Origin of the sequence: Streptomyces sp. NPDC056987 (assembly GCF_042673865.1) — a bacterium.
Lineage (GTDB): Bacteria > Actinomycetota > Actinomycetes > Streptomycetales > Streptomycetaceae > Streptomyces.
In genome coordinates, this window is sequence record NZ_JBHURV010000036.1 from 30,654 (window position 1) to 54,651 (window position 23,998).

Annotated in this window: 23 protein-coding genes and 2 pseudogenes; 11 read left to right on the plus strand and 14 right to left on the minus strand. The window is 71.8% G+C overall.

Translation table 11 applies throughout. The features are described from left to right. Positions 1–5 precede the first annotated feature (5 nt). From ACFTZC_RS32190 to ACFTZC_RS32200, 3 genes are all read left to right on the plus strand, one after another. Positions 6–1,043 (plus strand): PucR family transcriptional regulator, encoded by a 1,038-nt coding sequence (locus ACFTZC_RS32190; RefSeq protein WP_382895813.1) that lies wholly within the window; start codon positions 6–8, stop codon positions 1,041–1,043. 183 nt (positions 1,044–1,226) lie between these two features. Continuing rightward, entirely contained in the window at positions 1,227–1,742 is a 516-nt protein-coding gene (locus ACFTZC_RS32195) for a hypothetical protein (RefSeq protein ID WP_365814715.1), read from the plus strand. A 201-nt stretch (positions 1,743–1,943) separates the two neighbouring features. Continuing rightward, positions 1,944–3,410 (plus strand): flotillin family protein, encoded by a 1,467-nt coding sequence (locus ACFTZC_RS32200; RefSeq protein WP_382895707.1) that lies wholly within the window; start codon positions 1,944–1,946, stop codon positions 3,408–3,410. A 121-nt stretch (positions 3,411–3,531) separates the two neighbouring features. Here ACFTZC_RS32200 and cynS read toward each other — a convergent pair whose 3' ends face one another. The 3 genes from cynS to ACFTZC_RS32215 all read right to left on the minus strand — a co-directional run bounded on the left by cynS (position 3,532) and on the right by ACFTZC_RS32215 (position 5,407). Further along, positions 3,532–3,975 carry a cyanase gene (gene cynS / locus ACFTZC_RS32205; RefSeq protein WP_382895709.1) on the minus strand — a complete coding sequence of 148 codons (444 nt, stop codon included), beginning with the start codon at positions 3,973–3,975 and terminating at the stop codon, positions 3,532–3,534. A 243-nt stretch (positions 3,976–4,218) separates the two neighbouring features. Continuing rightward, the gene (locus tag ACFTZC_RS32210; RefSeq protein WP_382895711.1) at positions 4,219–4,401 is read right to left on the minus strand and encodes a CsbD family protein; all 183 of its coding nucleotides are present in this window, start codon (positions 4,399–4,401) and stop codon (positions 4,219–4,221) included. 145 nt (positions 4,402–4,546) lie between these two features. Beyond that, positions 4,547–5,407: a helix-turn-helix transcriptional regulator gene (locus tag ACFTZC_RS32215; RefSeq protein ID WP_382895713.1), complete on the minus strand. Its 861-nt coding sequence runs from the start codon at positions 5,405–5,407 to the stop codon at positions 4,547–4,549. A 490-nt stretch (positions 5,408–5,897) separates the two neighbouring features. On the opposite strand from ACFTZC_RS32215, the gene ACFTZC_RS32220 reads away from it, so the two are divergent. Continuing rightward, the gene (locus ACFTZC_RS32220; RefSeq protein ID WP_382895814.1) at positions 5,898–6,737 is read left to right on the plus strand and encodes a glycosyltransferase family 2 protein; all 840 of its coding nucleotides are present in this window, start codon (positions 5,898–5,900) and stop codon (positions 6,735–6,737) included. A 385-nt stretch (positions 6,738–7,122) separates the two neighbouring features. Further along, on the plus strand, positions 7,123–7,695 hold the full coding sequence (locus ACFTZC_RS32225; RefSeq protein ID WP_382895714.1) for a dihydrofolate reductase family protein: 573 nt from the start codon (positions 7,123–7,125) through the stop codon (positions 7,693–7,695). Between the two features lie 19 nt (positions 7,696–7,714). Here ACFTZC_RS32225 and ACFTZC_RS32230 read toward each other — a convergent pair. Continuing rightward, positions 7,715–7,950: pseudogene (locus tag ACFTZC_RS32230) on the minus strand (cupin domain-containing protein); the annotation flags it as partial. On the opposite strand from ACFTZC_RS32230, the pseudogene ACFTZC_RS32235 reads away from it, so the two are divergent. Next, positions 7,940–8,626 (plus strand): annotated as a pseudogene (locus tag ACFTZC_RS32235) (LysR family substrate-binding domain-containing protein); the annotation flags it as partial. The pseudogenes ACFTZC_RS32230 and ACFTZC_RS32235 sit on opposite strands and share 11 nt — an antisense overlap. 74 nt (positions 8,627–8,700) lie before the next feature. On the opposite strand, the gene ACFTZC_RS32240 reads toward ACFTZC_RS32235, so the two are convergent. Next, positions 8,701–9,318 (minus strand): TOPRIM nucleotidyl transferase/hydrolase domain-containing protein, encoded by a 618-nt coding sequence (locus tag ACFTZC_RS32240; RefSeq protein WP_382895716.1) that lies wholly within the window; start codon positions 9,316–9,318, stop codon positions 8,701–8,703. A 284-nt stretch (positions 9,319–9,602) separates the two neighbouring features. On the opposite strand from ACFTZC_RS32240, the gene ACFTZC_RS32245 reads away from it, so the two are divergent. Together ACFTZC_RS32245 and ACFTZC_RS32250 are read left to right on the plus strand one after the other, a co-directional pair. Then, entirely contained in the window at positions 9,603–10,151 is a 549-nt protein-coding gene (locus ACFTZC_RS32245) for a hypothetical protein (RefSeq protein WP_382895718.1), read from the plus strand. Between the two features lie 172 nt (positions 10,152–10,323). Continuing rightward, complete coding sequence (locus tag ACFTZC_RS32250) at positions 10,324–10,785, plus strand: pyridoxamine 5'-phosphate oxidase family protein (RefSeq protein ID WP_382895720.1); 462 nt, start codon at positions 10,324–10,326, stop codon at positions 10,783–10,785. 10 nt (positions 10,786–10,795) lie between these two features. On the opposite strand, the gene ACFTZC_RS32255 is transcribed toward ACFTZC_RS32250, so the two are convergent. From ACFTZC_RS32255 to ACFTZC_RS32270, 4 genes are all read right to left on the minus strand, one after another. After that, entirely contained in the window at positions 10,796–11,293 is a 498-nt protein-coding gene (locus ACFTZC_RS32255; protein WP_382895815.1) for a GNAT family N-acetyltransferase, read from the minus strand. Between the two features lie 119 nt (positions 11,294–11,412). Continuing rightward, positions 11,413–11,895 (minus strand): hypothetical protein, encoded by a 483-nt coding sequence (locus tag ACFTZC_RS32260; RefSeq protein ID WP_382895722.1) that lies wholly within the window; start codon positions 11,893–11,895, stop codon positions 11,413–11,415. Beyond that, entirely contained in the window at positions 11,892–12,593 is a 702-nt protein-coding gene (locus ACFTZC_RS32265; RefSeq protein ID WP_382895724.1) for a SigE family RNA polymerase sigma factor, read from the minus strand. The genes ACFTZC_RS32260 and ACFTZC_RS32265 overlap by 4 nt, the downstream gene beginning before the upstream one ends. Before the next feature lie 110 nt (positions 12,594–12,703). Then, complete coding sequence (locus ACFTZC_RS32270) at positions 12,704–13,123, minus strand: hypothetical protein (RefSeq protein ID WP_382895726.1); 420 nt, start codon at positions 13,121–13,123, stop codon at positions 12,704–12,706. A gap of 216 nt (positions 13,124–13,339) precedes the next feature. On the opposite strand from ACFTZC_RS32270, the gene ACFTZC_RS32275 reads away from it, so the two are divergent. After that, positions 13,340–13,984: a LysE family translocator gene (locus ACFTZC_RS32275; RefSeq protein WP_382895727.1), complete on the plus strand. Its 645-nt coding sequence runs from the start codon at positions 13,340–13,342 to the stop codon at positions 13,982–13,984. Between the two features lie 135 nt (positions 13,985–14,119). Further along, entirely contained in the window at positions 14,120–15,112 is a 993-nt protein-coding gene (locus tag ACFTZC_RS32280; RefSeq protein ID WP_382895729.1) for an ABC transporter substrate-binding protein, read from the plus strand. A gap of 15 nt (positions 15,113–15,127) precedes the next feature. Here the strand turns inward: ACFTZC_RS32280 and ACFTZC_RS32285 are convergent, their stop codons facing one another. The 5 genes from ACFTZC_RS32285 to ACFTZC_RS32305 form a co-directional block, all read right to left on the minus strand. After that, on the minus strand, positions 15,128–16,519 hold the full coding sequence (locus tag ACFTZC_RS32285) for a lysine N(6)-hydroxylase/L-ornithine N(5)-oxygenase family protein (RefSeq protein WP_382895817.1): 1,392 nt from the start codon (positions 16,517–16,519) through the stop codon (positions 15,128–15,130). A gap of 82 nt (positions 16,520–16,601) precedes the next feature. After that, positions 16,602–18,356 carry a pyridoxal phosphate-dependent decarboxylase family protein gene (locus ACFTZC_RS32290; RefSeq protein ID WP_382895731.1) on the minus strand — a complete coding sequence of 585 codons (1,755 nt, stop codon included), beginning with the start codon at positions 18,354–18,356 and terminating at the stop codon, positions 16,602–16,604. A 104-nt stretch (positions 18,357–18,460) separates the two neighbouring features. Further along, the gene (locus tag ACFTZC_RS32295; protein ID WP_382895733.1) at positions 18,461–19,870 is read right to left on the minus strand and encodes a diaminobutyrate--2-oxoglutarate transaminase family protein; all 1,410 of its coding nucleotides are present in this window, start codon (positions 19,868–19,870) and stop codon (positions 18,461–18,463) included. A 155-nt stretch (positions 19,871–20,025) separates the two neighbouring features. Further along, complete coding sequence (locus ACFTZC_RS32300) at positions 20,026–21,264, minus strand: alanine racemase (RefSeq protein ID WP_382895735.1); 1,239 nt, start codon at positions 21,262–21,264, stop codon at positions 20,026–20,028. A 184-nt stretch (positions 21,265–21,448) separates the two neighbouring features. Next, positions 21,449–22,555: an alpha/beta hydrolase-fold protein gene (locus ACFTZC_RS32305; RefSeq protein WP_382895737.1), complete on the minus strand. Its 1,107-nt coding sequence runs from the start codon at positions 22,553–22,555 to the stop codon at positions 21,449–21,451. Between the two features lie 308 nt (positions 22,556–22,863). On the opposite strand from ACFTZC_RS32305, the gene ACFTZC_RS32310 reads away from it, so the two are divergent. Further along, entirely contained in the window at positions 22,864–23,997 is a 1,134-nt protein-coding gene (locus tag ACFTZC_RS32310; protein ID WP_382895739.1) for an LLM class flavin-dependent oxidoreductase, read from the plus strand. The last annotated feature ends 1 nt before the right edge of the window (position 23,998 follow it).

The following is a 23,998-nucleotide window of genomic DNA, read 5'->3' on the forward strand; positions in this document are numbered from 1 at the left end:
AGTACATGGACGGATACGCCCGGATCCTGGTGGCCGTCGCCACCACCGGCCGACGGCTCAGCCGGGAGGAGCTGCTCGCCCGGCGGGAGCTGGGGGAGCAGGCCGCCGAGGCCGGGTTCGCGCTGCGCGCGCTCGTCGGGGCGCATCTGGCGGCGGCGCGCGCGCACTGGCCCGCCACCGGGGCCGACAGCGGCGCCGCGGACAGTGTGCTCGCCGCCGTCGAGCAGGCCGTGGACGCGTTCGCCGAGGGGTACGAGCGGGCGCAGCGGCTCGCGGTACGCCAGGAGGCGGCCGCGCGGCGGGAGTTCATCGACGACCTGCTGTACGGGCGCAGCGATCTGGGGCGGCTGGCGGAGCGCGCCGAGCGGTTCGGGCTGCGGCTGTCGTACGAGCACGCCGTGGCGGTGGCGGAGGGCTGGGTCGCCTACGACGAGGAGGACGCCGTACCGCGCTCCGTGGAGCAGGCCCTGATCGGGCGGTTCGGGGACCGCAGTGTGCTGCTGACGACCAAGGCGGGGCGGCTGGTCTGCATCGCCCCCGGTGACCAGGGCGAGGTCCTCTCGTACTTCGCCAAGCAGGCCTTCGCGGCCACGGACGGCGGCCGGGTCGCCGTCGGCCGGCCGCAGCCGGGGGTGGGCGGGGTGGTGCAGTCGTACGAGGAGGCGCTGAGCGTGCTCGACCTCGCCGAACGGCTCGATCTGGAGGGGCCGGTGCTGCGCGCCGCCGATCTGCTGGTCTATCCGGTCCTGACCCGCGACCGGCAGGCCATGGCGGACCTGGTCCTCAACACGCTCGGCCCGCTGGAGGCGGCGCGCGGCGGCGCCGAGCCGCTGCTCGAAACGCTCTCCGTCTACTTCGACGCGGGGTGTGTGGCGGCGGAGGCGGCGCGGCGGCTGTCGTTGAGCGTACGGGCGCTGACGTACCGGCTGGAACGGATCCACCGGCTCACCGGCGCCGACCCGGGCGATCCGGTGCACCGGTACACCTTGCAGACCGCGGTGATCGGGGCCAGGCTCATGGACTGGCCGGCCAAAACCTTCTGAAGCCTTCTGAAACCTTCTCAATCCTTCCGGGACCGATCGGGGCGCCGCCGGGGAACTTCCGCACACCTACCGGCATTAAGAACGCGTTAAGACTGCCGGAAAACGGCAATGTCGGGTTCCGGCCAACTATGCGACGATGGGGCCCTGGCCGAGGACATCGCGCCAGTGGGGGAGGTTGATCCGATGACCTTGTTTCTCGGTATCGGCATCGCGGGGATCGTGCTGCTCGTCCTTTCGCTGATCTTCGACGGGGTGCTCGAAGGGCTCTTCGACGGGGCCGGGGTCCTGGACGGGCTCTTCGACGGTCTGCTGTCGCTGCCCGTGATCGCCGGGTTCGTCTCGATGCTCGGCTTCGGTGGCGCACTCGTCCTCGGCACCACTCAACTCGGCACCGGCCCGGCCGTCGCTGTGGGGGCGGCGGCCGGTGTCGGTGCCGGCTGGCTGACGTGGAAGTTCAGCAGGGCGCTGATGCGTGACCAGACGGCCGTCACTCCGCGCGGCGACGACCTCGTGGGGTCGTCGGGCACGGTGGTCACGGCGATTCCGGCCACCGGCTACGGCGAGGTGCTGCTGCGGCTCGGCGGACAGCCGGTGAAGTTCTCCGCCAAGAGCGCGGAGCCGGTGGCGTACGGCACGGAGATCTGGGTGGAGGCGACGCTCTCCGCGAGCTCCGTCTCCGTACGGCCCGTCCAGCGCTGACCGGCAGCACCGACCGGCAGCGCTGACCCCGCAGCGCCGACCGGACCGTCCGGGTCGTCCGCGGGCGTCCCCCGTTCTGTACAGCGCGCGGCACTCGCGGTGCCCGCGGCGCATGCCGCACCCGCGGCGTCCGCCGCCGCACCGCCGCCGCGCGAACCGTTCCGATCTGCCGTCCCCCCGGGAGGCAAGGGAGAGAGCCCCATGAGTCCAGTCGTCATCGCCGTGCTGGGGATCGTCGTACTCGTCGTTCTGCTGGCCCTGGTCGTCATCACGCGTTACAAGGTCGCGGGACCCAGCGAGGCGTTCATCGTCACCGGCCGGCGCGGCAAGAAGTCGACCGACCCGAACACCGGCCGGATCTCCATCGACAACAGCGGCCAGAAGGTCGTGGTGGGCGGCGGCGTCTTCGTCGTGCCGTTCGTCCAGCAGAAGTTCACCCTGGACCTGTCCAGCCGCCACATCCCGATCGCGGTGCGCGGCGCGGTCACCCTGCGCGGGGTGAAGGCCAACCTCGAAGGCGTCGCCATCGTCAAGGTCGGCGGTACGGAGGACTCCATCCGCGCCGCGGCCCAGCGCTTCCTCCAGCAGCAGGGCGGCATCGTCGGCTTCACCCAGGAAGTCCTCTCGGGTGCGCTGCGTTCCATCGTCGGCCGGATGTCGGTCGAGGACATCATCCGTGACCGCGCGGCCTTCGCCGGCCAGGTCGCGGAGGAGGCGGAGGCGAGCCTCTCCGGGCAGGGCCTGGTGCTGGACGCCTTCCAGATCCAGGACATCACCACCGAGGGCTCGTACCTGGAGGACCTCGGCCGCCCCGAGGCCGCCCGCGCCAAGCAGGAGGCCGACATCGCGGAGGCGGTCTCGCGGCGCGCCGCCGAGCAGGCGCGGCTGAAGGCCGAGGAAGAGATCGCGATCGCCCAGCGGACCTTCCAGCTCAAGCAGGCCGAGATCAAGGCCGAGACGGACGAGGCGGTGGCCCGGGCCGCCGCGGCCGGTCCGCTGGCCCAGGCGGCCCGCGAGCAGGACGTGCTCATGGAGCAGGAGAAGGTCGCCGAGCGCCAGGCCGCGCTGACCGACCGCGAGCTGGACACGAAGGTGCGTAAGCCCGCCGACGCCGCGCGCTACCAGGCCGAGCAGGAGGCCGAGGCCCGCCGTATCGCCCTGGTCAAGCAGGCCGAGGCGGACGCCGAGCGCTCCCGACTCACCGGTGAGGGCGAGAAGGCGCACCGCGCCGCGCTCGCCGCCGCCGTACGGATCGAGGGCGAGTCGGAGGCCGCGGCGATCCTCGCGAAGGGCGCGGCCGAGGCGGAGGCCATGCAGAAGAAGGCGGACGCGTTCGCGCGGTACGGCGACGCGGCCGTCCTCCAGATGCTCGTCGAGGTGCTGCCGTCGGTGGTGGAGAAGGCGTCCGAGCCGCTGAGCGCGGTGGACAAGATGACGGTCATCTCCACGGACGGCGCGGGCCAGCTCGCCCGTACGGTCGCGGACAACGTCGCCCAGGGCGTCGAACTCCTCAGCTCCACCACGGGCGTCGACCTCGCGGAGCTGCTGAAGGGCCTGGCGGCGGGCAAGTCGCTGACGGGGGCGGCCACATCCGGCGCGACCCCGGCGGCGAACGGCACAGCGCCGAACGGCACGGGTCCGGACGGCCGTATCGAGGTCACGGACTGACGTTCCGTACGTAGCGTTCCGTACGGCGCTTCGTACGCGGCACGCGGTTGCGGCACGCGATTGCGGTGAGGGAAAGGCCCGGTCGGCGGGAAAGCCGGCCGGGCCTTTGTCCTCGGTAGCGCTACCACTGGTACGGGAGGTACTTCCCGTCGAGCGTGATGACCACCCGGTCCCCCGCCGGGTCGGGCACGCGCTTCACGTCCAGCCGGAAGTTGATGGCGCTCATGATGCCGTCGCCGCACTCCTCGTGGATCAGCTCCTTGATGGTCGGCCCGTACACCTGGATGACCTCGTAGAGCCGGTAGACGGTCGGATCGACGGGCACGGCCGAGTCGAGCGCGCCGCGCGTGGGCTGGAGCCGGAACGCCTGGACCACGTCCTCGCCCAGATCGAGGAGCGACGCGGCGGCCTCGGCCTGCTCCGTACTCATCGGATGCTGGCCGAGCAGCGCGGCGGTGGTCCAGGCCACGGGCCGGCCGACCGCCTCGGCGAGCTGCGCCCACGTCAGACCGAGTTCGGCCTTGGCGCCACGGACTGCTTCGGCTGCTTGCTGTTTGGTGAGCATGGGGGAAACGTAGGAGGACCTACGCGCCCACGCAACGGCGCCGTGCGCCCACGACAGCGGGCCGATGCCCCGGGGCCGGGGGCGGGCGGGGACCGCCACGGCCCGGGGAGCCGTACCGGCCAAGAAGCCGTGGAGGGCGATGGCCCGGCCGTCCGGGTCACCGAAGTGACGCCCGGCGGCCGGGCCATCGCCCGCGGACTCTGCACCGGCAGCCGCCTCTGCCGAAGGGGCCGGGCCACGCGCTCACCGCTTGAACGCGTCCTTGGCCTTGTGACCGGCCTCGCGCAGGTCGCCCTTGGCGCGCTCGGCCCTGCCCTCGGCGGTCAGCCGCTCGTTGCCGACCGCTCGACCGACGGTCTCCTTGATCGCGCCCTTGACCTGGTCGGCCTTGGCGGAGGTCTTCGAGGATTTCTTGTCGGCGGTCATGTCGCGCTCCCTACAGTGTCGAAATCGCTGACACCGGCCCGCCTGCCCGAGCACTCCAGGGGCAAACCCGGCCATCGGGCGACACGGGCCCCTGGAATCTGCCAACCCACGGGGCCCTGGGGCGTATCCGCGGAGTCCCGCCCGGTCACAGCTCCCGGCGGAAGTCGGCGAGGATCCGCTTCGTCCGCTGCGCCGACTCCGCGTGCGCGGCCATGCGGTCCATCGCCTCCTTGTGCTGCGACACCTCGCGGACACCGTCGAGGTAGAGCGCGCCGGTCAGATACTCGACGTAGACCATGTCGGGCATCTCGGGGACCGTGAAGCGGAAGAGGACGAACGGGCTGTACGTGCCGGGGTGGTGTCCGGCGGCGAACGGGGCCATCTGGAGTGTCACGTTCGGCAGTTCGGCGGCCTCCAGCAGCCGGTCGATCTGGGCGCGCATCGCGGCCGGCGATCCGACGCGGCGCCGCAGCACCGTCTCGTCCAGGATCGCCCAGAAGGCCGGCGCGCCGGGTCTGGTCAGCAGCGCCTGTCTCTCCATGCGGAGCGCGACATGGCGCTCGACGCGGGCCGGGTCGCTGCGTCCGACCTCGCCGTAGGTCAGGATCGTCCGGGCGTACTCCTCGGTCTGGAGGAGCCCCGGCACGAAGTGCGGCTCGTAGCAGCGGATGGTCCTGGCGGCCTCTTCGAGGCTGACATGGCCGCCGAACCAGCCCGGCAGTATGTCGTGGAAGCGCTGCCACCAGCCCGGCCGGTTGGCCTCCTCGGCGAGGTGGAGGAAGCCCGTCACCTCGTCCTCGGGGACGCCGTACGCGGCCAGCAGGAGCTGCACGTACGGGATCTTGAGCGCGACCTCGGCCATCTCCATCCGGCGGATGGTGGCCGGCGCGACGCGCAGCAGCCTGGCGGCCTGGTCCCGGCCGAGACCGGCCCTTTCGCGGAACGCCTGGAGCTGCTTGCTCAGGACGAGTTGGCCGATCGTCGGCGCAGACCGCGGCTCGCTCATGCCCCACCCCCGAGCTCCGGCATGCGGGCAGTGTGCCACAGGGAAGTGATCGTGGACACAGTGACGACGGAGATGAATTCGGGCTGTGGTCGACCGGTGATATCCGTGAACTTCCTGGGGTTGTTGAGGTCGTTCCGGGCAACGGCCGGCGCGTGGGGGCGGGCCCCGGCGACACGCCCGCCGGACGCGTACCCCGGCCCCGGCGCCCTCGTCGTATGTGTGACCGAGCACAGTGCCGCGGCTCCGCCCCCACAGGCCGCCTGGTACGGGCGTCACGGGCGCCAAGATGAACCTTCGGCGTCCGCCGGAACATCTTCGGGTGTCCGGGGAGTGGAGAGCGCCGGTTAGCATCGACGCACGGCCTTCGCGCCGCCCTCCGCCGTCCCGTGTGTCTGTCCGTCGTATCTGTCCGTCTGTCCGTCGTAGAGCGAACGAGTGCTGGAGTGATCTGGACGTGTCCCGACCGCGTGTGGGTGTGGCCGTACTGACCATGGGAACCCGGCCCGTCGAGCTGCGTGCCCTGCTGGACTCGGTGGCCAAGCAGCGGGAACCCGCCACCCGGATCGTCGTCGTCGGCAACGGCGCCCCGCTGCCGGAGCTGCCCGCGGGCGTCATCGGGATCGAGCTGCCGGAGAATCTGGGCGTCTCCGGCGGGCGCAACGTCGCCATGGAGAAGCTCCGCGAGGCCGGTGACGTGGACATCCTCGTCGACCTGGACGACGACGGGCTGCTCATCGAGGCCGACGTGTTCACCCGTATCGCCGATCTGTACGAGGGCCGGCCCCGGCTCGGCATCGTCAGCTTCCGGATCGCGGACGAGACCGGCTTCACCCAGCGGCGCCACATCCCCCGGCTGCGCGCGAAGGACCCGATGCGCGCCGGCGAGGTGACCACCTTCCTCGGCGGCGGGCACGCGCTGTCCATGGCGATGTTGGCGGAGACCGGCGGGTGGCCGGACGAGTTCTTCTTCACACACGAGGAGACCGACCTCGCGTGGCGCGCCCTGGACGCGGGCTGGACGATCCGTTACGAGCCGGAGCTGGTCCTCCAGCACCCGCGCACCTCCCCCGCCCGGCACGCCGAGTTCTACCGGATGACCGCCCGCAACCGGGTCTGGCTGGCGCGCCGCCATCTGCCCGCGGTCCTGGTGCCGCTCTACCTCGCCACGTGGATCCTGCTCACGGTGGCGCGTACGCGGTCGGTGAGCGGGCTGCGCGCCTGGTTCGGCGGATTCGCCGAGGGCGTACGGACGGCGTGCGGGACGCGGCGCCCGATCCGGTGGCGCACGGTGGGCCGGATGACGGCACTGGGCCGTCCACCGGTGATCTAGAGCCTCTCGTACGTACGGGTCCGGGGAGACCGGGAACTCGCCGGACCTCCGCCGTGCCCCGATCTGCCCCGATCCGCCCTGCCCTGCCCCTCCTTGCCCCTCCCTTCCCCTCCCTGCCCACGTGACGGACACCCGTACGTGACTGTGTCCCAAGGGCACGGTTCGGACTGGTGTTGATCGGCGCGCACATCGCCGACGGGACGGCACGAGGAGCCGTCGCCGGCTCAAGGGGAATCAAGGGAACGCACGAGGGCCTGAAGCACTCGACCGCCCGCCGGCCCGCGACCTTCGCCGACAACTCTCATCGTCTTGACAAATTTTTTTGTCGGATGGATTCTGAGTGCCTCGCAGAGATGAACCGCACGCCAGAATCCGAGGAACCAGCATGCGTACGCTGATCAGCTCCGCCTTCATCTCGCTCGACGGCGTCATGGAGGCCCCGGGCGGCGAACCCGGCTACCGCAACTCCGGTTGGACCTTCAAGGACGTCGAGTTCGTCCCCGAAGCGTTCGACATCAAGGAACGGGAGCAGCAGGAGTCCACCGCGGTTCTGCTGGGCCGGGCCAGCTACGAGGCGTTCAGCCCGGTATGGCCCGACATGGAAGACTTCGCCCGCTACAAGATCATGCCGAAGTACGTCGTCTCCACCACCCTCACCGAGGACAGACTCGTCCCGAACTGGGGCGAGACCACCATCCTGCGCACCCTCGACGAGGTCGCCGCCCTGAAGGAGACCGAAGGCGGCCCGATCATCGTCCACGGCAGCGTCGCCCTCAACCACAGCCTCGCGGACGCGGGCCTGATCGACCGCTACCACCTGCTCGTCCACCCGCTGCTGCTCGGCGCGGGCAAGCGCCTGTTCCCCGCCACCGACATGGACACCCAGAAGCTCAAGCTCGTCGAGCACGCCGTGTACGCCAACGGCCTGCAGCTGAACGTCCTCGACGTCGTCCACTGACCGACCGGGCCTCGCGGTGTCACTCCTCCGTTCTCGCCGCGTAGTCGGTGGCCGGCACGGTGGCATAGCGGCTCATCGTGCGGGCGGTCGCCTCCGGGGTCAGTCCCTGGCCACCGGCGATCATGTCCCGCAGGTCGCGGAAGTACTGCACGTACAGGTCGGGGGTGAACGTGCAGAGCATGACGGCCGGTTGGTCCGTCGGGTTGGCGAAGGTGTGCGGGGCCCCGGCGGGATCATCACGAGCGTGCCCGCGACCCCGGCCGGGGCGACTCTGCTGGACGAGGCACGCACCCTGCTCGACCGGGCCGACCGGGTACGCGTACGCGTGGCCGCCGCGGTCGGCGCCGCGACCTTCACCGTCGGCATCCTGGGCGATGGCACCGACCGAGGCGCAGCGCGGCTGGCCGCCGCGCACCGGAGGCGTCACCCGGGCATCGAGGTCGTCATCCGCGAGACCGACCTGACCGATCCGACCTGCGGGCTGCGCGCCGGGCTGGTCGATGTCGCCCTGACACGCGGGCCGTTCGACGGGACGGGCCTGGCGGTACGCGAGCTGCGGACCGACCCGGTGGGCGCGGTGCTGCGCGCCGACGATCCGCTGGCCCGCCGCGAGCACCTGAAGCCGGCCGACCTGGCCGACCGGCGCTGGTTCCGGTTCCCGGAGGGCACCGATCCGCTCTAGTCGTACTGGAACGGCGGAGTCCCGCGCGAGGGTCCGGTGGTACGGGCCGTCCAGGAGTGCCTTCAGGCAGTGATCTGGAACGGTACGGTCGGACTGACCCCGTTCGGGCACGACCACCCCTGGGAGCTGGCCGTGGTGCCGCTGCTCGACATGGCGCCGAGCCGTGTGGTGGCGGCGTGGAACGAGGGTGACGAGAACCCGCTGATCCGCTCGTTCATCCGGGCCGCGACGACCGCGTACCGCGGCTGAGGGCACGCGCGGGGCACCGCCAGGTCCTCCCGGATGCCGTGAAGTCCCTGCCGTGCAGCAGTGTTACGCCCCGCTCAGAGGGCGGCGAGGAGTCCGTCGAGCGGTGCGGGGACCCGGCCCGGGTCGAGAGCGTCGACGAGGACGTGGCCGTACTGGATCTTGCGGCCCTTCTTGGTACCGAAGAAACGCCGCAACTGCTGCTGTGCGGGGCGGCCCTGCTGCGCGGGCTGGCGCAGGAAGGTCTGCAGGGGGCGCAGGTCGCCCTCCGCCCGGACGATTTCCTCCACCCGGGCCGCCCCCAGCGCGCGGATGAGCTCGTCCTCAAGGTCCGCCGCGCAGACGAAGATCCCCGCCTGTGCGGCACCGGCCCGTTCCAAACCGCGGGCGTAGTAGGGACGTTCCGCCTCGTCGCAGAGCCCGGTGAGGCGGAGGCCCAGACCGGGCGGCCCGAGGAGGCCCGCGAAACGCCCGACGCTCATCGCACCGCCCATCGAGAGCACGCAGACCCCCTCGGCCGCCAGGTCCCGCCCACGGCTCGCGGCCAGCGTGTCCACCGCCGCGACATCGCTCGGCCCTTCGAGCAGAACGGCCGTCGAAACACCCAGCCGCGCCGCCAACTCCCGCGCGGGCTCACCGGGGCCACCTGCTGCCCACGCGGTGACCGCATCCCGGAACGCCCCCATGTCAGCCATGGGAGAATTCTCCGCCCTTTCCAGCCACCGGGATAGGCATTTTCCGCCGAGCCCCCACCCACGATCCCGCACCGCCAGGCCATTCCCCCGGGAGACCCCGAGCGAGCCGTACGACCCGGTGGGGTGTTGCGTGGGAACGGGGCACGGGATTGTCAGACCCCGCTGCCATGATGCGGGCCATGACGGCAGCCAGGAATTCATCCCCTTCCACCGCCCCCGCAGCCACCATGGACGCCCTGTTATGGCGCTGGGTGGATCACGTCAATCGGGGCGGCGGGATAGGAATGACGCGGCCGGAATGGTTCGCGTGTGCCGGAGAGCTGGAACTGGCGGAGGACGTCACCTGGTACGGGATGGCGACCGAGGGCAGGTGGGTCCACAGCAAACTGCTCTCCGGTCCCAGCAGGGCTCCGGTGTACGCGGGCTTCTACTGGTCTCAGGTGGACGACGAACCGGCGGTGGCCCGGGTCAGCATGGTCGTCCTGCCGCTGGCCGATCCTGCCCGGATCGTCGCGGCTGACTGGAACGACGGGTACAACGGTTACGAACCGCCGCCGCTGGACGATTACGCCGTCCTCTGCAGCACCGCCTTCGACCCGACGCACGTCAGAGGCCGCGATGCCGAGGACGATCTCCGCGAGGCCGAGCGGATCATCACGGCCGGCAACGGCGAGGGCCGCCGGGTCAACTACGCCGAGATCGTCACCGATCCGGACCGCGCCGGCAACGCCCTGTTCTTCCCGGTCGACGGGGAGGAACGAAACGGCTACGAGGCAGTGGAGGATGACGGAACAGTCGTCTGCCTCACCTTCGTCGCCCACGACTGGCCCTAGGGTCTTCGTCTGGATCACGGTGGTCGGGGCCGGTGCGGATCGCTGGCCCGCCGGCGGTCCTGAGCCCCGGAGTTGGTCGCCCCGGGCCGGAAGCTGAGGGGTTCATCGGTCGCTGGGCGTAGGTCCTGCGCCTCAGGCGCGCCGGACGCCCGCTTGGCTAAGGTCGGTCCTCATGGAGACCACGGGAGTCGTTCGCCGCCGGACGGCGGAGCGTGTGCGCGACGCTCTGGAGCGGCTCGCTGCCGAGCGGGACGTATGGGTGTCGACGGCTCACCCTGATCACGGGCCGCATCAGGTGCCGCTGTGGTTCTTCTGGGATGGACGAGCAGTGTGGATGTGCACCGGCGCCACTTCCGTGACCGCGCGGAACGTCCGCAAAGAGCCGCGCGTGCGCCTGGCGCTACCGGACACCTTCGACGTGGTGCTCCTCCAGGGTGAGGCGGAGTGCTTCCCGGACCAGGAGGTGCCCGGAGACGCGGCGGAGGCGTTCGCCGACAAGTTCGCGTGGGACCCACGCGTGGAAGAGGGCTCCTTTCTGTATGTGCGCGTGCTCGTGAGGACCGTGCGCGCCTGGCGCGGTGAGCCGGAACTACGCGGGAGGGTCATCATGCGCGACGGGATGTGGCTGGCATAGCGGCTGTCCCTCACCGACACGCCTCGCCCGGATCACGGGGGCGGGCGGGAACCTCGAAGACGAGTTCACGGCCGTCCTCCTCGTCCCACTGCTCTCCGACCTCGACGAAGCCGAAGCCCGAGATCGTGGCCAGAGAGGCCACGTTGTCGGGGCTGATCGTCGCCCGCACCGTCGTGACCGTGGCTTCGGCCGCAGCCCGGCGGACCAACTCGACCAGCGCGGATCGGGCATATCCCTGGCGACGGAAGTCGGGAGCGACGGAGTAGCCGATCTCGACCGTGCCGGTTTCATCAGGCGGTCCGTGGAACCCGGCATGTCCGACGACGAGACCGTTGTCGCCGACGATCGCTTGTCGCACCATCCACCGCGCCTGGCCGGGATCGGCGGCCATCTGGTCGAGCCGGTACCGCCACAGCCACCGTGCTCTGCCGGTCACGAAGTACTCGGTCAGCGAAACCCCGGCCACCCTGCCGGCTTCGGACAGGTCACCATCGAGCAGAGCGGACATCGCCCCGCCGGACAGCTCGACAAAACGTACGCAGGCTTTATCGGTCACCTACGGATGCTCGCCGACCGGCCCACAGGGCGTCCAACGAATTCGGAGCACAGGTCCGGGGACGCCTCGCGCTAGTCGGAAGTGGGGGGCGCGGGGGCGCCGGTCGGTACGGGGGCCTCTCCCCTCCGGGCCGGTACGTCCGGCGAGGGTTCCACCACCGACGTGTCGGCCGACGACGGTATCGGGACCGGTACGCGCGACGGGTCCGGGTCCGGGTCCGGGTCCGCGGTGTGCGAGGACTCCGTCGGCTGCGTCGACCTGTTGGGACCGGCCGGCTCCTGTGTCCGGCCCTGGTCCCTCGGTACGAGGACGAGTACGGCACACGCCACCACCGCGGCCAGACCGAACGCCAGCAGCGCGGTGCGGCGCATCCGTACCGGGAGTACCGAGGCCAGGAAGCGCCGGCGCGGGTACGTGGACGGCGGGGAGGCGCGGCGCAGATCGCCGGGTCCGACCGTACGGGCCCCGGCCTCCAGCGCCTCCCGCAGCCTGCGTTCGAGCGCGTCGGGGCCGGGGCCCGGCCGCTCGCGGCGCGTGGGGGTCGTCGGGGTCATGCGGCTATCTCCAGCTTCCGGCCCAGGGCGTCCAGGGCCCGGCTCGCGGTGGACTTGACGGTGCCGCGCGACACACCGAGGGCCTCGGCGATCTGGGCCTCGGTGAGATGGGACCAGTACCGCAGGACCAGCACCTCGCGCTGGCGCCGGGTGAGTGAGCGGAGTGCTTCGAGCACCTCCCGGTGCTCCTCGTGCAGGAGAACGTACTCCTCGGCGGCCGGGGCGTGGCCCTCCCGTTCGGGCACGTGCGCGCGTACGGTCCGGCGGCGGCGCAGCACGGAGCGCGCCGCGTTGACCACGCACGTACGGAGATACGCCTCCGGGTCGTCCAGGCCGGTGAGCCGTTCCCCGTACCGGCGGAACAGCGCGGCGAAGGCGTCCTGCACCACGTCCTCGGCCGTGGGGAGGTCGTCCACGAGGAGCAGGGCCAGCCGGACGAGCTGGAGCCGGCGGTGGTGGTAGAGGTCGTCGATGGTCGGCGCGCCGTCCCCCATGCCGACGCCCATGCCGACGCCGATGCCGACGCCCGTACCGGTGTCGGCGCCCACGCCCGGGGTGGTGTGCTCCCGTTGCTCCCGTGGCCGGGAAAGGCTGCGCAGGAGCGCCCGCCATCTCCGGCGCGGCGGGGCCGGGGCCGAGACCGGGGCCGTACACACCGGACCGGCCTGACCGAACGGGTACGCCGCCGCTGTCGTCATGGGGCTCCTGCGCAGAGGGGGGTGGGGGGTGGGTGTGGGGGGGCAGGGCCGCCGGGTGATTGGTCCGGCAGCCCCTGTCGGGTGTGGAGCGGCGGTGACCGCCGCGCCGGCTACCCCCGTGCGGCCTGCGGGTACGGGACCCCGTTCGCGTCCGCGGGGACCGGGACGGGGGCCGGTGCGTCGGCCGGCGGGACCGGCACCGGGACCTCCGTCTGCTCACCCGGAACGGGGACCGGGACCTCGGTCGGCGGAACCGGCACCGGGACCTCCGTCTGCTCACCCGGAACGGGGACCGGGACCTCGGTCGGCGGAACCGGCACCGGGACCTCCGTCTGCTCACCCGGGACGGGGGCCGGGGCCTCCTCGGGCGCGACGGGGGACGGTACGGGCGCCGCCGGGCCCGACTGGGCGGCCATCGCGCCGCCCGCGGAGAGCGCGACCACGGCCGCGGAGGCCCCCAGCACCATGCGCATCCGGCTGCGGAGCGCGGCTCCTCGGACGGGACGCGGGGAGCGGTGACGGTTGGACATGTGTTCCTCGAATCAACTCGGGTGGTGACTGGACTCGGGTACTGACTGGACTGGAGGCGCCTCCACCCGGACAGACGTGCGGCCCTGCCCGAGGTTGCGGGTCGGACGAAAAACTTTTCCCCGGATCCGAATGCAGCTCTGGATGTAGCAGCACTACATCCATCCATGAAGAACTGTTCGCTGGTGCTGAAGAGACTCGTCTTCGATGCTGGACGCATGATCGGAACGAACGCGGTCCTCGGCGTCACCGTGGTAGCCCTCGGCATGGTGCTCACCCCCGGGCCGAACATGATGTACCTGGTCGCACGGAGCATCACGCAGGGCCGGCGCGCGGGGGCGATCTCCCTCGCCGGGGTCGCCGTCGGCTTCCTCGTCTACCTCGGCGCCGCCAACCTGGGCCTGTCGCTCGTCTTCCTCGCCGTGCCCGAGCTGTACCTGGCCGTGAAGCTCGCGGGCGCCGCCTACCTGGCCTGGCTCGCCTGGAAGGCGCTGAAGCCCGGCGGTCTCTCCGTCTTCGCCCCGCAGGAACTCGCGCCCGACTCGGCCCGGCGGCTGTTCTCGATGGGGCTGCTCACCAATCTGCTCAACCCGAAGATCGCCGTCATGTACCTCTCGCTCATCCCGCAGTTCATCGACATCGGGGCGGGGCACGTCCTGTTCCAGGGGTTCGTCCTCGGCGGCGTCCAGATCGTGGTGAGCCTCGCCGTGAATCTGCTCATCGTGCTCGCCGCCGGGACCATCGCGGTCTTCCTCGCCCGGCGTCCCGGGTGGCTGCGCGTCCAGCGGTACGTGATGGGCACGGTCCTGGGCGCCCTCGCCGTCAAACTGGCGACGGACCGCACGCCCGCCGTGGCCACGTGATCAAGCGTGATCCGACGCGATCCGGCGTGATCCGGCGTGATCCGAAAGGACTTGTTGCGCGCGCGACCCGATGGTTAGGTTTGCCTTACTTGGTCCGGGGCAGAATCCGGGCTGCCGTCGAGGAGGCCCACCACCGTGCCGACCACCGTGTCCACCGCCCTCACCCGCCGTATCAGCGTGGCAGCCGCCGCCACCGCGCTCGCCGTCACCCTCACCTCCTGCGGCGGCGACGGAGAACCGGCGGGCAAGGGCCAGGGCACGAACGCGGGCGCCGGCACGCACACCGTCGAGACCGTCATGGGCGACGTGCGGGTGAAGGACGCGCCCAGCCGGGTCGTCGTCCTCGACACCGACGCGCTCGACTCCGCCGTCACCCTCGGGATCACCCCGGTCGGCGCCACCACCGTCGTCGACCGGGCCCCCTTCTCCACGTACCTCCCCGCCGACCGGCTGAAGGACGTCACGTCCGTCGGGCTGATCGCGCAGCCCAACCTCGAAGCGATCAACGCCCTGAAGCCGGACCTGATCCTGAGCAGCAAGGTCCGCGACGAGAAGAACTACCAGGCGCTCTCCGCGATCGCCCCCACCGTCTTCTCCGACACCACCGGCCCCTCCTGGCGGCAGAACTTCGAGCTGCACGCGGACGCGCTCGGCAGGAAGAACGAGGCGAAGAAGGTCGTCTCGGAGTACGAGGCGCACGTCAAGCGGGTGACCGAGGCGCTCGGCGGGGCCGCGGAGGCGCGGCGGCTCAAGGTCGGCTTCGTACGGTTCATCGAGGGCGCGGACACCCGGCTCTACCTCAACGACACGTTCGTCGGCTCCCTCTTCAAGGACCTCCAGGTCGGCCGCCCCGCCAACCAGGACAAGGACGGCTTCTCGCTCGACATCAGCCCGGAGCAGATCGACCGGGCCGACGCCGACGTCATCTTCTACTCCGTCTACGGGGACGCGAAGAAGGCCAAGGAGACCGAGACCACCGCGGGGCCGCTCTGGAAGAACCTGGACGCGGTGAAGAAGAAGTCCGCCTTCAAGGTCGACGACAACCTGTGGATGCTCGGCATCGGCTACACCGGCGCCGGCCAGGTCCTCGACGCCGTCGAGAAGAGCTATCTCTCCGCGGAACGGTGACCGTCGGGGGACGGTTCACCGGGGACTCCCCTCCGGCCCCCCGGGAGCCCCCGGGCCCGGGGTTCCGAAGGTCGTCCACGCCGCCCGCTCCGGCACCCGCAGCACCGTACGCCCCGCCACCGCGTTGAGGATCGTCGCCGCCCGCCACGCGCCCAGGGTCAGATCCGGGGCGCCGACGCCGTGCGTGTGCAGTTCCGCGTTCTGGACGTAGAGCGTGCCGGAGACCCGCGGGTCGAGCGCCACCCGGTAGTCGCCGTCGATGCGGTAACGGCCCCGTTCGTCCCAGTCCACCAGCTTGGCCAGACCGTCCAGGAAGTCGGGGCGCGCCGCCTCGTACCCGGTGGCCGAGACGACCGCCGACGTACGCACCTCGAACCGCTCGTCCTGCTCCGTGTGGCGGCAGGTCAGCACATAACCGTCGGCGCCCCGCTCCGCCGCCTCGACCGCCACGCCCGGATGGAGCGCGGCGCGCGGCTCCGTGCCGCCGATCGTCCGCTCGTACAGCTCGTCGTGGATCTCGCCCAGCGTCTCCTCGCTGACGCCCTTGTAGAGCTGCCACTGCTCCCGTACGAGCCGCTCGCGGCGGGCTTCGGGCAGGGCGCGGAAGTAGCGGATGTAGTCGGGCGTGAAGTGCTCCAGGCCGATCTTGGAGTACTCCATGGGCGCGAACGCGGGTGTACGGGCCAGCCAGCGCACGTACGGGCCGCCCGCGCCGCCGCCGTCCTGGTGACGCAGCAGGTCGAGGACGACCTCGGCGCCGGACTGGCCCGCCCCGACGACCGTCACATCGTCCAGACCGGCCAGCCGGGCCCGGTGGGCGCGGTACTCCGCGCTGTGCAGCACCCGCGGCCCGTCCCCCGTGCCGCTGTCGGTGTGTGCGTCGAGATACGGGCGCAGGGGCTCCGGGACGACCGGGTTCGTCCCGACCCCCAGGACGACCTGCCGCGCCCGTACGGACGAGACCGTGCCGGCGGCCGAACGGTGGGTCACGAGGAAGACATCGGCGCTCTCGTCCCACGCCAGCTCCGTGACGCGCGCGTCGAAGCGGCAGGACGGCAGGTTCTCGGTGACCCAGCGGCAGTAGTGGTCGTACTCGCGCCGGGGTATGTGGAAGCGCTCGGAGAAGAAGAACGGGAACATCCGGTCGTGTTCCCGCAGATAGTTGAGGTACGACCAGCGGCTCGTCGGGTCCGCCATGGTCACCAGGTCGGCGAGGAAGGGGACCTGGAGGATCGTTCCTTCCAGCAGCAGCCCCGGATGCCAGGAGAAGGCGGGCCTGGCGTCGAGGAAGAGCGTGCGCGGCCCGCCCCCGGGAACGCCGTCCGCGAGGGCGGCCAGGGAGAGGTTGAACGGGCCGATCCCGACACCGACCAGGTCGTACACATCGTGAGAGGTCGTCAACGCAATTCCTCCATAGGGGAGTTGATGAACCCGGTGAGGTTCGGGACCGGGACCGGAGGCAGCGCTCCGGCGGTCTCCGGTGCCGGCCTCACCCCACCACACCTGCCTCTTCCGGCTCTCCCGCCCCTTCCGTCTCTTCGGCCTGCCCGGCGGCGACGACCGCCGTCAGCAGCCGGTCGACGTCGTCGGCCGTGGCGTGCGGGTTGAGCAGGGTGAGCTTGAGCCGTACGCGGCCGGGGCCCTCGCCCGGCAGCTCCGTACGGCCGACGACGGCACGGCCCTCGCGCAGCAGCCGGCGCCGCAGCGCGGCGTTGATCGCGTCGCTCCGCTCCCCGTCCCCGACCTCTGAGGTCGGCACGTAGCGGAACAGGAAGGCCGTCAGCACCGGTTCGGAGTGCAGCTCCAGCCGCGGATGTTCCCGTACGCTCCGGGCGCCCGCGACCGCCAGCTCCCGGCAGGCGTCGACCAGCCGCCCGAGCCCGTCCCTGCCGAGCGCCCGCAGCGTGACCGCGATCTTGAAGGCGTCGGCGCGCCGGGTCGTACGGAGCGACAGGCCGAGCAGGCTCGGATAGCCGGCGTCCTCGTCGTCCACCGGGTTGAGGTAGACCGCCCGGCGCGCGAGCGAGGCGTACGTCTCCGACGCGCGAACCAGGAAGATCCCGGCGGCGGCCGGCTGCCAGCCGAGCTTGTGCCAGTCCAGGGAGACCGAGTCCGCGAGCGCGAGCCCGTCCAGCAGCGGCGCGAGCCGGTCGGAGAGCAGGGCGCCGCCGCCGTACGCCGCGTCGACGTGCAGCCAGGCGCCGTGCGCGGCGGCGAGGGCGGCGCACGCGCGCAGCGGGTCGACGGCGCCGGTGTCGGTGGTGCCCGCGGTGGCGACGACGGCGACGGGCAGTTCGCCGCGCTCGGCGCAGCCGTCGAGCGCGGCGGCCAGCGCGGCCGGATCCATGCGCAGTTCGTGGTCGACGGGAACGGCGAGCACCGCGTCCTCGCCGAGCCCGAGGAGGGCGGCGGCGCGCTGTACGGAGAAGTGCGCGGCGGCGGAGGCGAGGATGCGCGGGCGCCCGGCGGGGCCCGGCCCGGCCACGCCGGAGCGCTGTGCCACGCCCGGAGGTTCCGCCACGCCGGAGAGTTCGATCTGGCGGCCCGTCGCGGCGCCGAGGACCCGGTCCCTGGCGAGCATCAGGCCCATCAGGTTCGACTCCGTACCCCCGGAGGTGAGCACCCCGGCGGCGCGCGCGTCGTCGTACCCGACGAGCCGTGCCATCTCCTGGAGCAGCAGCGTCTCCAGGGTGGTCGCGGCGGGCGCCTGGTCCCAGGAGTCCTGGGAGGGGTTGAGCGCGGAGACGGCGAGATCGGCGGCGACGGCGATCGCGAGGGGCGGGCAGTGCAGATGCGCGGCGCACGCGGGGTCGGCCGGGTCGGCGCTGCCGTGGGCGAGGAGTTCGGTGAGCCGCGCCAGCGCGGCGGCGCCCCCGGGCCCCGCGGCGGCCGCCGGGCCGCCCGCTCCCCCGGCCGCCGGCCCGTCCGCCGTCCCGTCCTCGGTCGCGGAAGCGCTCGCGGACTTGCTCGCGGACGCGCTCGCGAGGGCTTCCGCGACCGAAGCCGCGATGGCCTCGGGGCGGCCGGGCGCGACGGGTCCGTCGCGCCGCTTGGCGCCCTCGGTGAGGGCGGCGAGGACGGTCGCGACCAGGGGTTCCAGGGCGTGGGAGCCGCCGGGCCCGCCGGAGAGCGGCGCCCAGCCGCCCTCCCCGTCCACCTCGGTCGCCCCGTCCACCTCGGTCGCCCTGTCCGCCCCGGTCGCCCCGTCCGCCCCGGTCGCCTCGCCCGCCACCCGTGCCTGCATTTCCGTCCGCGTCCCCGTCTGCGATTCCGTCCCCGTCCCCGTCCCGGTCCCGATCCCCGTCCCTGTCCGCGTTTCCGCCCGCGTATCCGCCCGCGTTTCCGTCGTCATGTCTGCCGTCCCTGGCCCGCGGCCCGGCGCGTCGCGTCCTTCGTGGCCGTCGCGATCGCGTCCGCCAGCCGGTCCACCACCGCCTCCGCCTGCTCGTCCGTGATCACCAGCGGCGGCAGCAGCCGTACGGTCGCGTCGAACCGCCCGCCCAGCTCCACGATCAGCCCCCGGTCCAGACAGGCCGCGCGCACCCGCCCGGCCAGCTCCGGGTCGGCGGGACGGGCGCCGCAGGAGTCCGACGGGCCTTCCGGGTCCACCAGTTCGACGCCGATCATCAGGCCGCGCCCCCGTACGTCGCCGATCGCCGGGTGTTCCGCGCGCAGGCCGTCGAGCCGCGCCGTCATCCGGGCGCCGACGGTCGCCGCGCGTTCGCTCAGGCCTTCGGCGGTGACGAACCGCAGCGTCGCCGCGCCCGCCGCCATGGCCAGGGTGTTGCCGCGGAAGGTGCCGGTGTGGGCGCCGGGCAGCCAGCCGTCGTAACTCTCGTCGTACACGATCACGGCCAGCGGCAGCCCGCCGCCGATCGCCTTCGACATGACCAGCACGTCCGGGGTGATCCCGCTGTGCTCCACGGCCCAGAAGGCGCCCGTGCGCCCGACGCCCGTCTGCACCTCGTCCACGATCAGCGGAATCCCGCGCTCCCGCGTGATCCGCCGCATCTCGCGCAGCCAGGAGTCCGGCGCGGGCACCGCCCCGCCCTCGCCCTGCACCGCCTCGACGATCATCGCGGCGGGCGGGACGACACCGCCCGCCGGGTCGTCGAGCAGCCGCTCCGCGTACGTGGCGGCGAGGGCGGCCCCGCGCTCGCCGCCGATGCCGAACGGGCAGCGGTACGCGTACGGGTACGGCAGCCGCGTCACCTCGGCCCCACCGCCCGCGACCCGCTCCTTGACGGCGACGCTGCCGGTCACGCCGAGCGCGCCCGCCGTCATGCCGTGGTACGCCCCGGTGAACGCGAGCAGCCCGCTCCGCCCGGTCGCGGTCTGCGTCAGCTTCAGGGCCGCCTCGACCGCGTCCGTACCGGCGGGTCCGCAGAAGTGGACCCGGGCGCGGTCGGCGAGGCCGGGCGGCAGGGTGGCGAAGAGGGCGTCGGTGAAATCGTCCTTCTCGGGGGTCGCCAGGTCGAGGACGTGCAGGGGCGCCCCGCTGTCCATCGTGCGCCGGACGGCCTCCAGGGTGACGGGGTGGTTGTGACCGAGCGCGAGACTCCCCGCGCCGGAGAGGCAGTCGAGATAACGGCGGCCGTCCGTCCCCTCGACGGTCATGCCCGAGGCGCGGGCGGGCACGATCGGGAACGAGCGGGCATAGGTACGTGCCGAGGACTCCCGGGCGCGCTGGCGCCGCAGGATGCCGTCCGCGGCCGCGGCGGCGGCCGGGACGGGCAGGGTGACGGGGGGCACGGTCATGACACGACTCCGGAGGTACGAGGAGGGCAGACGGAGCGGATACGGACGCGGGTACTGATACGGACGCGGACGCGGATACAGATGCGGATACGGATACGGATACGGATACGGACGAATACGCGCGTGCCGACAGGTACGCACACGCGAATACGGGCTCAGAGCAGATAGCGCTCGGCGACGGGGTGGCCGAGGAAGGCGTGCGGGGCGAACTCCCAGCCGTACGAGCCCGCGTAGGGGAAAACGATCAGATCCCCCGCGCGTACCCGGTCGATCAGGACATCACGCAGAAGGGTGTCCTCGGGGGTGCACAGCTCACCGACGACGGTCACGCGCGTGTTCTCGGCCACCGGGCGGGGACACTCCTCGTCCCACCGCTCGACGGGCAGTACGGCCACGTTGTGGACGGCGTCCCGGGATATGGGGAGCTGGAAGTGGTGGATGCCGCCGCGCAGCACCGCGTACGTCACGCCGTACGACGTCTTGACGTCGGTCACCTCGGCCGCGTACCAGCCGCAGTCGGCGACGAGGAACCGGCCGGGTTCAAGGATCACCTTCACCCCGGCCGGAGCCTCGGTACGCCGGACGAGTTCGCCGAACCGGACGACGTCGAAGGGGAGTTCGCCCCCGGCGGGGACGCCGATGCCGCCGCCGACATCGACGTGCCGCAGCTCGATCCCCGCCGCCCGGGCCGTCGCCGCGCTCCACTCCACGCACCAGCGCAGATAGTGGGCGTGGGCCTCGGCGTCGAGGTTGCCGGACGCGGCGTGGATGTGGAAGCCGACGAGGTCGATACCGGGCAACGCCCTTGCCTCGCACAGCACTTCGGGTACGTCGGGCTCCGCGACGCCGAACTGCGACACGACGCCCCGGGCCAGCGGCGTCCCGGCCGGGTTGACGCGGAGCGCGACGCGCGCGGTGACCCCCTCGGCGACGGCGATCCGGCTGATGCGGTGGAGTTCGAGGACGCTCTCGGCGTTGATGGCCTCGACGCCGGCGCGGACGAGGGAGGTCAGTAAGGAGACGGGCTTGGCCGGGCCCGCGGCGACGACCTGGACGGCCGTGCCGGCCGGGAGGTCGGCGCACGAGCCCGCGTACAGGGCGAGTTCGAGCTCCGCGGCGGACGCGACCTCGAAGCCCTCGACGTACGGGGCGAGCGCCTCGACGATGCCCGGGTACGCGTTGGCCTTGACCGCGTAGTAGACGGACGCCCACTCCGGCAGCGCGGCACGCAGCTCGCGGGCCCGCAGCGCGGCGATCTCGCTGTCGTACACGTACGACGCCACCGGCTCCCCGGCCGCGGCCAGTTCGAGCAGCCGGTCACGGACCGGGGCGGGAAGGACGTCGACCGGGTACGAGGAACGCGGCGCGGCGGAGGGCGGGAGCTGTACGGTCACGGCTGGCACTACCTCGGAGTGGGGGGTGCTGCGGAAGGGGCACATGCCCAACAGCTTGCACCGCAAAGGTTTTGCTGAGGAGCCGTCAGGGACTCCCACCGAAAGGTTAGGCGAGCCTAACCTACCTTCCCATTCCACAGAGTGCCGAGCGCCCCCACCGCGCAGGGACGGGGGACCTGAAACGCTACCCGACGGCCCCGGGTACCGGGCCCCGCATGTGGGCGCTGATCCACTGGATCAGACCGCCGTCGACCAGGTTCGGCACATACGTACGCGCGTTGTGCCCGCCTCCCCGGATCACGCTGAGCCTGGTCCTGACCGGCCCCTTCGTGTACGTCCGCACGAAGCCCTCGACCTTCGGCCGGGCCCGGGCGTCCGAGCCGGCCGTGCCCACCTGGACGGCGAGGAAGACGTCGGGACCCCCGGCCCTGATCAGCTCCGCGGCGAGGACCCGCGGGTCGTTCGCCCGCCGCTGCCGCTCGTGCCCGGCCCACAGCCGGGAGTCCGGCACGATGTCCGGGCCGGAGGCGATGGCCGCCTTGAACCGGCGGGGCTTCTGGAGCACGGACTTCAGGGCCGCGAATCCGCCGGTGGACGACCCCATGACCGCCCAGCCGTCGCGCGAGCGCAGGGTGCGGAAATTGGCCCGGATGAGGTCGGGGACGTCCTCCGTCAGCCACGTTCCCATCTTCGGCTGCCCGGGGATGTCGCTGGCGTCCCAGTACAGCCCGCCGGTGTCGGGGCGGGGGTTGAGCACCGGCATCGCCAGGACGAAGGGCAGGCTCCGGCCCTCCTTGGACCACCTGGCGATGCTCGCCTCCAGCTTCAGATCCGTGCCCATCCAGTAGTTGACGGGGTAGCCGGCGCCCCCGGGCAGCGCGATCAGCACCGGGAACCCGCTCCGCGCGTACGCCGGGTCCTTGTACTGCGGCGGCGCCCAGACCCAGACCCGCCCCGTGAATCCGGACTTCCGCCCCTTCAGCGTCGTGACGGCGATCTTGGACCCGTCCTCGGGCACGGTGGCCGCCACGGAGAAGGCGGCGGCGGGGCCGGTCGGCATCCGCACCTCGGAGGCGCCGGGCGCCACCCCGGGACGCCGGCCGCCGTCACCGCCGCCCACGGTCGGGGCCGGGGACAGGGGCACGTCCCCGTCCGTGGCGAAGCTGATCGGGTCGCCCGTGTCGGAGAAGACCCCGAGAGCGTCGAGCACAGGCCGGGCGAGCAGCCCGAGCGCGAGGGCCAGGACCACCCCGAGGGCCCACAGGCCGCGCCTGCGGCGGAAGTGCGACATCGGCGGTTCTCCTCGGGGCGCGCCAGTCCGTTCCGTTCCGTTCCGTTCCACCCATCGAGAGGGGCATCGCATGCCAAAGGGTTCCATATCGACCAGATCGATACGACAAATCTACGCAAAGTTACCTGTCACGGCCGGGCGGCGGAACCGGAATGGATCCGGAATAGATTCCGCACCCCTCGCCGTTATAAGGTTCGGAAAGAAAAGTTGAATCTTCAACCAAAGGGTTGGAGTACCGAGCCGGTCCACAGTCCGCCAAGGACGCAAAGGACGTAGCGGCGAGAGGCGAGAGGCGAGAGGTGAGCTCGATGCAGTTCGGGATCTTCACAGTCGGCGATGTCACGACCGACCCGACGACCGGACGTACGCCGACCGAGCACGAGCGGATCAAGGCCATGGTCGCCATCGCGCGGAAGGCCGAGGAGGTCGGGCTCGACGTGTTCGCCACGGGTGAGCACCACAACCCGCCGTTCGTGCCCTCCTCGCCCACCACCCTGCTCGGCTACATCGCGGCCACCACCGAGCGTCTGATCCTCTCCACCTCCACCACCCTCATCACCACCAACGACCCGGTGAAGATCGCGGAGGACTTCGCGATGCTCCAGCACCTGGCCGGCGGTCGCGTCGACCTGATGATGGGGCGGGGGAACACCGGGCCGGTCTACCCCTGGTTCGGGGAGGACATCCGGCAGGGCATCCCGCTCGCCGTCGAGAAGTACGCCCTGCTCCACAAGTTGTGGCGCGAGGACGTCGTGGACTGGGAGGGCAAGTTCCGTACGCCGCTCCAGGGCTTCACCTCGACGCCCCGGCCGCTGGACGGGGTCCCGCCGTTCGTCTGGCACGGGTCGATCAGGTCGCCGGAGATCGCCGAGCAGGCCGCCTACTACGGGGACGGCTTCTTCGCCAACAACATCTTCTGGCCCAAGGGGCACTTCCAGAAGCTGATCAACCTCTACCGCAGGCGGTACGCGCACTACGGCCACGGCACCCCGGAGCAGGCGATCGTCGGCCTGGGCGGCCAGGTGTTCATGCGGAAGAACTCGCAGGACGCGGTACGGGAGTTCCGGCCGTACTTCGACAACGCGCCGGTGTACGGGCACGGTCCCTCCCTGGAGGAGTTCACCGAGCAGACCCCGCTCACCGTGGGCAGCCCGCAGGAGGTCATCGAGAAGACGCTGTCCTTCCGGGAGAGCTTCGGCGACTACCAGCGCCAGCTCTTCCTGATGGACCACGCGGGACTGCCGCTGAAGACGGTGCTGGAGCAGCTCGACCTGCTCGGCGAGGAGGTCGTCCCCGTCCTGCGCAAGGAGTTCGCCAACCTGCGACCGGCCGGGGTGCCGGACGGACCGCTGCACCCGGCCGTCTCCGCACCGGAGAAGACCGTCACCGACAAGAACGTCACCGTGAACGACCAGGCCGTGGACGAGAAGAAGGAGGTCTGAC

Bases quoted from the DNA above. Each gene is read 5' to 3' on its own strand.
- ACFTZC_RS32245 (WP_382895718.1), top strand. From the start codon at position 9,603: ATGACGCGGCCGGAATGGTTCGCGTGTGCCGGAGAGCTGGAACTGGCG.
- ACFTZC_RS32305 (WP_382895737.1), bottom strand. From the start codon at position 22,555: ATGTCGCACTTCCGCCGCAGGCGCGGCCTGTGGGCCCTCGGGGTGGTC.
- ACFTZC_RS32275 (WP_382895727.1), top strand. From the start codon at position 13,340: ATGATCGGAACGAACGCGGTCCTCGGCGTCACCGTGGTAGCCCTCGGC.
- ACFTZC_RS32215 (WP_382895713.1), bottom strand. From the start codon at position 5,407: ATGAGCGAGCCGCGGTCTGCGCCGACGATCGGCCAACTCGTCCTGAGC.
- ACFTZC_RS32260 (WP_382895722.1), bottom strand. From the start codon at position 11,895: ATGACCCCGACGACCCCCACGCGCCGCGAGCGGCCGGGCCCCGGCCCC.
- ACFTZC_RS32270 (WP_382895726.1), bottom strand. From the start codon at position 13,123: ATGTCCAACCGTCACCGCTCCCCGCGTCCCGTCCGAGGAGCCGCGCTC.
- ACFTZC_RS32240 (WP_382895716.1), bottom strand. From the start codon at position 9,318: ATGGCTGACATGGGGGCGTTCCGGGATGCGGTCACCGCGTGGGCAGCA.
- ACFTZC_RS32290 (WP_382895731.1), bottom strand. From the start codon at position 18,356: ATGCAGGCACGGGTGGCGGGCGAGGCGACCGGGGCGGACGGGGCGACC.
- ACFTZC_RS32250 (WP_382895720.1), top strand. From the start codon at position 10,324: ATGGAGACCACGGGAGTCGTTCGCCGCCGGACGGCGGAGCGTGTGCGC.
- ACFTZC_RS32295 (WP_382895733.1), bottom strand. From the start codon at position 19,870: ATGACCGTGCCCCCCGTCACCCTGCCCGTCCCGGCCGCCGCCGCGGCC.
- ACFTZC_RS32310 (WP_382895739.1), top strand. From the start codon at position 22,864: ATGCAGTTCGGGATCTTCACAGTCGGCGATGTCACGACCGACCCGACG.
- ACFTZC_RS32200 (WP_382895707.1), top strand. From the start codon at position 1,944: ATGAGTCCAGTCGTCATCGCCGTGCTGGGGATCGTCGTACTCGTCGTT.
- cynS (WP_382895709.1), bottom strand. From the start codon at position 3,975: ATGCTCACCAAACAGCAAGCAGCCGAAGCAGTCCGTGGCGCCAAGGCC.
- ACFTZC_RS32195 (WP_365814715.1), top strand. From the start codon at position 1,227: ATGACCTTGTTTCTCGGTATCGGCATCGCGGGGATCGTGCTGCTCGTC.
- ACFTZC_RS32220 (WP_382895814.1), top strand. From the start codon at position 5,898: ATGGGAACCCGGCCCGTCGAGCTGCGTGCCCTGCTGGACTCGGTGGCC.
- ACFTZC_RS32210 (WP_382895711.1), bottom strand. From the start codon at position 4,401: ATGACCGCCGACAAGAAATCCTCGAAGACCTCCGCCAAGGCCGACCAG.
- ACFTZC_RS32265 (WP_382895724.1), bottom strand. From the start codon at position 12,593: ATGACGACAGCGGCGGCGTACCCGTTCGGTCAGGCCGGTCCGGTGTGT.
- ACFTZC_RS32255 (WP_382895815.1), bottom strand. From the start codon at position 11,293: ATGTCCGCTCTGCTCGATGGTGACCTGTCCGAAGCCGGCAGGGTGGCC.
- ACFTZC_RS32225 (WP_382895714.1), top strand. From the start codon at position 7,123: ATGCGTACGCTGATCAGCTCCGCCTTCATCTCGCTCGACGGCGTCATG.
- ACFTZC_RS32190 (WP_382895813.1), top strand. From the start codon at position 6: ATGGACGGATACGCCCGGATCCTGGTGGCCGTCGCCACCACCGGCCGA.